The 7,242-nt window shown below is 35.4% G+C and carries 11 protein-coding genes; all 11 read right to left on the reverse strand.

All coding sequences use genetic code 11. The features are described from left to right. Positions 1–19: 19 nt before the first annotated feature. On the reverse strand, positions 20–265 hold the full coding sequence (gene brnA, locus BTO23_RS15360) for a type II toxin-antitoxin system BrnA family antitoxin (protein ID WP_065603886.1): 246 nt from the start codon (positions 263–265) through the stop codon (positions 20–22). A 34-nt stretch (positions 266–299) separates the two neighbouring features. Continuing rightward, entirely contained in the window at positions 300–518 is a 219-nt protein-coding gene (locus BTO23_RS15365; RefSeq protein ID WP_105063940.1) for a BrnT family toxin, read from the reverse strand. A 179-nt stretch (positions 519–697) separates the two neighbouring features. Next, positions 698–1,141: a GNAT family N-acetyltransferase gene (locus BTO23_RS15370; protein ID WP_065598008.1), complete on the reverse strand. Its 444-nt coding sequence runs from the start codon at positions 1,139–1,141 to the stop codon at positions 698–700. Positions 1,142–1,877: 736 nt separating this feature from the next. Further along, entirely contained in the window at positions 1,878–2,519 is a 642-nt protein-coding gene (locus tag BTO23_RS15385; protein WP_065593006.1) for a TRADD-N-associated membrane domain-containing protein, read from the reverse strand. A 264-nt stretch (positions 2,520–2,783) separates the two neighbouring features. Then, positions 2,784–2,984, reverse strand: coding sequence for a hypothetical protein (locus BTO23_RS15390; RefSeq protein WP_105063941.1), 201 nt, complete (start codon positions 2,982–2,984; stop codon positions 2,784–2,786). 158 nt (positions 2,985–3,142) lie between these two features. Further along, positions 3,143–3,472 (reverse strand): HAD family hydrolase, encoded by a 330-nt coding sequence (locus tag BTO23_RS15395; protein ID WP_105063942.1) that lies wholly within the window; start codon positions 3,470–3,472, stop codon positions 3,143–3,145. Positions 3,473–3,586: 114 nt separating this feature from the next. Beyond that, positions 3,587–3,802 carry a hypothetical protein gene (locus tag BTO23_RS15400; RefSeq protein WP_211295933.1) on the reverse strand — a complete coding sequence of 72 codons (216 nt, stop codon included), beginning with the start codon at positions 3,800–3,802 and terminating at the stop codon, positions 3,587–3,589. A gap of 134 nt (positions 3,803–3,936) precedes the next feature. Then, the gene (locus BTO23_RS15405) at positions 3,937–4,512 is read right to left on the reverse strand and encodes a class I SAM-dependent methyltransferase (RefSeq protein WP_105063943.1); all 576 of its coding nucleotides are present in this window, start codon (positions 4,510–4,512) and stop codon (positions 3,937–3,939) included. Positions 4,513–4,648: 136 nt separating this feature from the next. Beyond that, on the reverse strand, positions 4,649–5,362 hold the full coding sequence (locus tag BTO23_RS15410; RefSeq protein WP_105063944.1) for a TIR domain-containing protein: 714 nt from the start codon (positions 5,360–5,362) through the stop codon (positions 4,649–4,651). A 1-nt stretch (position 5,363) separates the two neighbouring features. After that, on the reverse strand, positions 5,364–5,894 hold the full coding sequence (locus BTO23_RS15415; RefSeq protein ID WP_105063945.1) for a hypothetical protein: 531 nt from the start codon (positions 5,892–5,894) through the stop codon (positions 5,364–5,366). 200 nt (positions 5,895–6,094) lie between these two features. Next, positions 6,095–6,637, reverse strand: coding sequence for a hypothetical protein (locus BTO23_RS15420; RefSeq protein WP_105063946.1), 543 nt, complete (start codon positions 6,635–6,637; stop codon positions 6,095–6,097). Positions 6,638–7,242: the final 605 nt, after the last annotated feature.

The following is a 7,242-nucleotide window of genomic DNA, read 5'->3' on the forward strand; positions in this document are numbered from 1 at the left end:
TTTGTTAACCGTTTTGATATCAGTGGCTTGCTGCGTGATTCGCCGCTACACTTTCTAACCTTTCAGCTAACCAAACTTTAATAATCGATTGACGAGTTACACCTACACGATTAGCTTCACGATCTAATGATTCGATCATCCATGTTGGAAAATCAACATTTACTCGTTTTTGAGTTTGCATTGGACGCTTAGCTTTAGATAAATCTAGATCGCCTAAAATATCGTCGCCATCGTCAAACTTTGCATCAAATTCATTAGCTTTCATAAACCTTTACCTCACCTTTTCTTGAGCGTCGAACCTAAATTATTCGGATATTTTGACCTCGATATGTAATAACACCAGTCCAATGTTTACCATTAAGCATGGCTATTACGATATATCTTGGTTCATCGTGAGTATTTACTGGGATCTCTATTAAATCTGGGTCATTCCAAAGCAATTGAGCCACATTGAAATCCACACCATGTTTTTCAAGATTCGAGTTACTCTTAACTTCATCAAATTCAAAATTAACCATAGAGTTAAAAGTATACCATTATTACTCAAAAGGCAACTTTCGATGATGTTTCGAAAAGACGGTTAACGCCTGCATAACACGTTTGCTACCATGCAGATTAGGCCTAAATTTACCACTTAATACGGTAAACCAAAAGAAATCTAGAATGCCGAATGTAGCAAATCGTGTTGATGCATTTGTTATAAGCACATTCTCACACGGTTCATATGAACAAATTGAGCATCTTCTGATGTTACTTGGAAACCAAATTTACGATATAAACCGCCTACTCGATTACCTTGCAAATAACACAATTTCACTGGTTTATTCTCGCTATCAGCAAACTCTAAACATTGGCTTAAAACCTGACTTCCTATTCCTTTCCCGTGAAAGCTTGGTAATAAAAAGAAACGGCAAAAATAGAAATGGTCGCCTTTATTTTGAAGTAAATAGCTACCTACGGCTTCACCTGACATTTCAATGATGGTTGGTTTTTCCTCATCCCATTCATCTTGATGCATTTCACGTTGGATTTTATCGTCCCAACCAAACACAGCCTTAATAGGCTCAAATTCAGCCGCCTTTTTAAGTTCAAATAAGAACTCAAAATCACTATCTTTCGCTAAACGCGTAGAAAATTTCAAACCTTTACCTCTGGCTCAAATAACCTTAATAAATCGGTGCTTATAACGCTGGCATAACACGTTTATTACTATACAAACAAACCTGAATTTTACTGCCATAATCACAAAACTAAAGGCAAACCCAGAACGCCGAATGTAATAAATCGTGTTGATGCGATTGTTGTGCGTGCTTACTTTCGGCTTGGCCAACTTGGTAAAGAACTGCCCTGCCAAGATTTTCTAAGCCCTGATTCTAATTTACCGGTAGTAATTAAGCGAACAAAATGTTCTTAAATTGCGAGATAAAGTGAATGGAAAACAGATACATTTTTCACACCATTTGAACGACTTGGTTTCAGCAAGTTTGAAACTGAAAAACCAAATACACTCGCCACAATTGGGATTGAAAATGCTGCAAGCAAAACACGGATGCAGACTAAAATGAGGCATAACCAAAGAACCATTGAAGCGTAAATTAGCCTCTGAAACGCCTGAACTTAGGGAAATAAGGGCTAATTTGCCGAACCAGATGAAATGGAAAGCAAAAGGCAACAAAGAAGAAATTTACGCTTACTAAGCCGAAACTACGAAAGCCGCGATCCTTTTGATGAACCGTGCAAAAAATTTCGGACTCAGTACGCACAACGCCTGCATAACACGTTTGCTACCATGCAGTTTAAGCCTAATTTACCACTAAATACGGTAAACCCAAAGAAACCTAGAATGCCGAATGTAGCAAATCGTGTTGATGCGATTGTTAAGCGGCTTTACCAATACGTAAACATTTCTCAGTTATATGTTTAGCCACATCGTCAGATCTTGGCACGCAAGCATAATGTAGAGCAAGGTGTAATCGTAATGCATCCTGTGCGTCTTTAGATTGAATGGATTCAGTTATTAATTTTGACTCAGCGTGTAAGCGATCATTACGAAGTTTATCAAAAAATTCACCCATTGATTTTTGTGCGTTACGAGATTGAACAAAAAACAATCCCGCAACCGCATCCATTATAATACCAGCACTAAACTGAGCAATTGTAGCCGTAGTTGTTCCTTCAGTATGTAAAAATGCGGATATAACGATAATAGCAAAACCAAGTGAAGCGAATATCATACTAAACCAAAAACTAACTTTCGATTGGCTCAGTATTTGAGAATAATAATTTGCAAGTTGTTCAATCTCAAAAGGTACAGATTGTTCCTTACTCTTTTCTAAAGCACTCTTAAATTGTGCAGCATCCTCTGTCGATGCTTCAATTTCAAACGACCCAAATCGAACCCTTTTTAATACACCTGATTTCAATGCACCAAATAACGCTCCAAATGCCATAGCTATTGAAAATGTCGCAACTATTCCAGCGATTAATTCTTTGGGATCTATCCCCGATATAAATGACAATTTAATTCCTCCTGCCGCTTAACGCCTGCATAACACGTTTATTACTATACAAACCAACCTGAATTAGCCGCCTTAATCACAAAACCCAAGGCAAACCCAGAACGCCGAATGTAATAAATCGTGTTGATGCATTTGTTATGTGTAATCTGCATTGCTAATATATTAACTCTTTAATTCGCAGACTAAAAATCATTTAAACGTTAGTTAATCACAATAATCAACTCGATTATCAGCTAAAACACAGCCTTTAATACAAACTTTTAATTAACCTTTATTATATAAAAAGTCATCTAACTCGCTTCGTTTCCTATCCCAAGTATCAAGCCTCATTCGAGCTTGATTAGACTTGGTTCGTGAATTTGATTCTGATTCAGTTAATAGCATAGAAATTGTAGAGTCAATCAACTTATCATACTTAAGTAGTTCTTCTTTGGTCATTTTTTCAAGTTCATTTACTTTATTCATAATTTACACACCTTGATACATACACTCTCACACAGACACATAACGCCGCAATAACACGTTTACTACGACACAGACTTAACTGAATTTTACCGCCTTAATCACTGAAATTAAAGGCAAACCCACAACGCCGAATGTAGTAAATCGTGTTGATTGCTTTGTTATATGCTTAACTCATGAAGCTGAGAGATCGTTCTAAAATTGGAGTGACTTTCTTTTTCCAAACTTCGAGGGTTAAACCAAACCGCATTTAAACCAGCCTCTATCGCTGAAATAACGTCTTTTTCAAGTGAATCACCAACCATTGTAAGTTGACTCGGTTCAACACCTAACTTATTCGTTATTCTTTGATAAAATGCAGAACTACCTTTTGATAAACCAATATTTGACTTACAAAAGTAGCCTGAAATGAATTGAGACAACCCGACTCGTTCAAATGCCAGGGCAAGAGCGTGAGTTGAAATTTTGTTAAAAATGTAATTCTTTGTCAATTTTTGAAGTTACTATTAAGTAAAATTTAATAGAGCTAAACTCTAATTGAGTGCGTTACTTATGCAAAACATCAGGTTAATATTTTAACGAACAAAAATTAGCCATTCACGCTCTCACCCTGGTTCAAATGCCAATTCAATATCCTGAACATTGGAATCATCAGCACCAGTTGCCACATAAAGCAAATGTCCTTTCTGGGATAACGAAGCTAACATTTCCAAAGCACCATCTACGGCTTGAACTGTTTCCCAATCACACATTTTCCCTTGTGTATTTGGAAAATCGACCATTAAAGTGTCACCCCAATCGAACAGATAAGCTTTTTTCATAATGCCTCCTTGCATATAACGCCGCAATAACACGTTTACTACGACACAGACTTAGTTGAATTTTACTGCCTTAATCACTGAAACTAAAGACAAACCTACAACGCCGAATGTAGTAAATCGTGTTGATTGCTTTGTTATATGATTTTTCTAACCACTACGTGACAAGCTTTACTATTATGCCCTGTCATCGTTTGATTATTAACAATAATAGACTTTTCTAGTACAGACCCATCAACTATATTTTCAATTTCAGCTTGAGATCCGTGCCACATTGGAACCCCAACACCAGAAGTAAAAAAAACACTTTCATCAGAGCAAAATTCAGCTAAATAAATGACTCCATTTGGTTTTAAAATTCTTAGTAGCTCAGAAACAACATTTACCCTAGCTTGCTCTTCTGGAATGCACGTAAAAACGGCACATGTAACAATAGCATCAAAGGAAGAATCAGAAAAAGGAAGCGGTGAACCTTTTGAGTAGTTCAGCTCTAGATGCGGGAATTCATTGTTCCCACGATTAATCATTTCCAATGAAGAATCAACACCACAAATACTTTTATAACCTAAGTCATAGAGCTCATTAGTTACTCTTCCATACCCACAACCAAAATCAAGAACTTGGCTAGAATATGGAACTGTATTAATAAGTAACTCGCTGATTAATTGAAGATTAAACTCAACGTTACCAGCAACATCATCCCAATTACTCAAAGATTTCTCCTTAAATCATATAACGCCTGCATAACACGTTTACTACTATGCAATTATACTTAATATTGACGCCTTAAAACGAGAAACACCCGGCAACCTGAGATGCCGAGTGTAGTAAATCGTGTTGATGCAATTGTTAGGCGCCTTTAACTATTGTTGCAGCAAACCACCTTTTGAGGTTTATTGATAAATCTTTTTCAGAGTTAAAAGTCAATATTCTTTGGTTTTGAATATCAAATGGAAGTCCATCAAGAGTCTCTGACATGAGTAAAACAGGTTTCCCCAAAGCGTGCGCTATACCTAACTCATAAAAAACATTAGGATTTCGTCCTGAAAGGTTAGCAATTATAATTTTAGAATTTGCAATCTCAGATACGATATGTGACAAAATAGAAGATGATAATTTAGAATCATCTCCTCTTACGCACTTAAATCCAAAATCTGAAACTGTAGCTCTAATTATATCGTATTGATAATCAAATTCAGAATTAAAAGGTGTAAGTACGAAAACTTTAGTCGCATCTACATTCGTTTCACTAGAAATACCTAATTCATTTAAAAACGAATTAGGCCCTAATTTTCGCTTATCATTATAATTTGAAAAGTAATTCTCATTTGAGTATTTAACTTCATTTACAAGATGATTAACGTCGTTAAAGCGCTCTCTATTAATATATAATTCTTTTTGTAGAGCATAAACTTGTTGCTCTATTGATTTTCTAAATTCATCATTTTTATAGTTTTCATATTCTTTAGAAACCTTAGATATTCTTTGAGAATAAAGATATGTAACACCTACAATTAAAATTGTTATAGGCGTCATTAATTGAAAAATAGTTGAAATATCCATGTTAAGCTCCAAGTAATTTAGCAGCACTATAAACTAGCAATAATAATGAGAGTAATGAATTAATAGCCAAGTTTTTCTTGGCTTTTTTCATACTGGTCGATGACAAATCGATTGGGGAACTTTTAGCTATATAAAAACTAAGAGCCGTTATTATTAAGAAAACAAATAACGCACTAATAATACCAATTGATACCTTTGTTGGGTCTGTCATAATTATTGAGGCAAGAAAAGCAATAGACAATATGCAAATATCAGTAGGCAAGTATATTAACGTTTCCCACTTTTCTCGTTCTGACGTATTACCTATCGTTATTTTTAATATTAATTGATAAAGAACAATAGCAAAAGGGATAAACCAAATTGCATTATTATCTAGGAAGTTAGATAGTCCACTAACCATATCCATAATAATATTTGATGATTCGACTGGTAACTCAGTTGCAGCACCTGAAGTTTCACTTAGTGATAGATCAGATTTATCAGCTACAACCTCTAAAGTTGTTACCAATGATGATTTAGATGGTTCTCCCACCGTAAAGCCCCTAACAAAAAAATTTGCCTTTCATTATACAGAACTTACCTAATACAAGTAACTATAATTATGAAATTTAATACTGACCTAGCGCCTAACGCCGCCATAACACGTGCTGACGGCCAACCTTCCAAACCAATTTACTCTAAACCAAAAGCGCCGAATGTTATAAGCATCGTGTTGATGGCTTTGTTATACCGCTACCTAACCTGTACCCATTTTTTCTTACTTTCGACTGAGCGTTCAATTTTAATCTCTTTAACTAAACTATTAATCGCCTTTGTAAACTCAGAACTAGGTAAATTCAATTCTGCTTGTAGCTGAGCTAACTCTGTTGGTTGCTTCAGACTATTATAAATTTTATCTTCTGCGGATTTAGAATCTATAGGTACTACGACATCGTGCTTAGTCCGAATGGCTTCACAATTACCACCTAATAATTCACATTGAAATTTAAATGCTGAAATCAGGTTTTCATCATTACTAAAAAGCTCAAACGAGATTAAATTAAGCTCCTTTCGACTAAGTGAAGCTAACGTCCTGGATAGATACGCGATAATATGAAAGTCAGCCTGATTTGCCCCATCAGGATAATCAGACAAGCATAGATATAATAATTTTTCACAAGTTTGCTTAATTGACTCAACCCTTGAAAATACAAGTACTTTATCAACAATTGAAGCTTTAATTTTTTCGAGTTCTTTCAAGCCAACATTTTCAGCATCGAAAAATATTATTTTCACCTATCGTCTCCTAAGTGATTATTTTTTATGAAATTACGGTAATAAGTATAAAGAAAAAATTATAAAAGAATGAGATTTAGCTTCCATTCAGAGATTTGCGGTATAACGCTGGCATAACACGTTTATTACTATGCAAACCAACCTGAATTAACCGCCTTAATCACGAAAGCCAAGACAAACCCAGAACGCCGAATGTAATAAATCGTGTTGATGCGATTGTTGTGCGTGCTTACTTTCGGCTTGGCTAACTTGGTAAAGAACTGCCCTGCCAACATTTTCTAATGTCCTGATTCTAATTTACCGATAGCAATTAAGCGAACAAAATGTTCTTAAATTGCGAGATGAAGTAAATGGAAAACAGATACATTTTTTACACCATTTGAACGACTTGGTTTCAGCAGATTTGGAACTGATAAACCAAATATCCTAACCACAATTGGGATTGAAAATGCTGCAAGGAAAACACGGATGCAGACTAAAATGAGGCATAACCAAAGAACAATTGAAGCGTGAAATAGCTTCTGAAACGCCTGAACTTAGGGAAATAAAGGTTAATTTGCCGAACCTGACGATACGAAAGCAAAAAGGCAACAAAGAAGAAATTC

The sequence above is a fragment of the Aliivibrio sifiae genome (genome assembly GCF_002954715.1).
GTDB lineage: Bacteria > Pseudomonadota > Gammaproteobacteria > Enterobacterales > Vibrionaceae > Aliivibrio > Aliivibrio sifiae.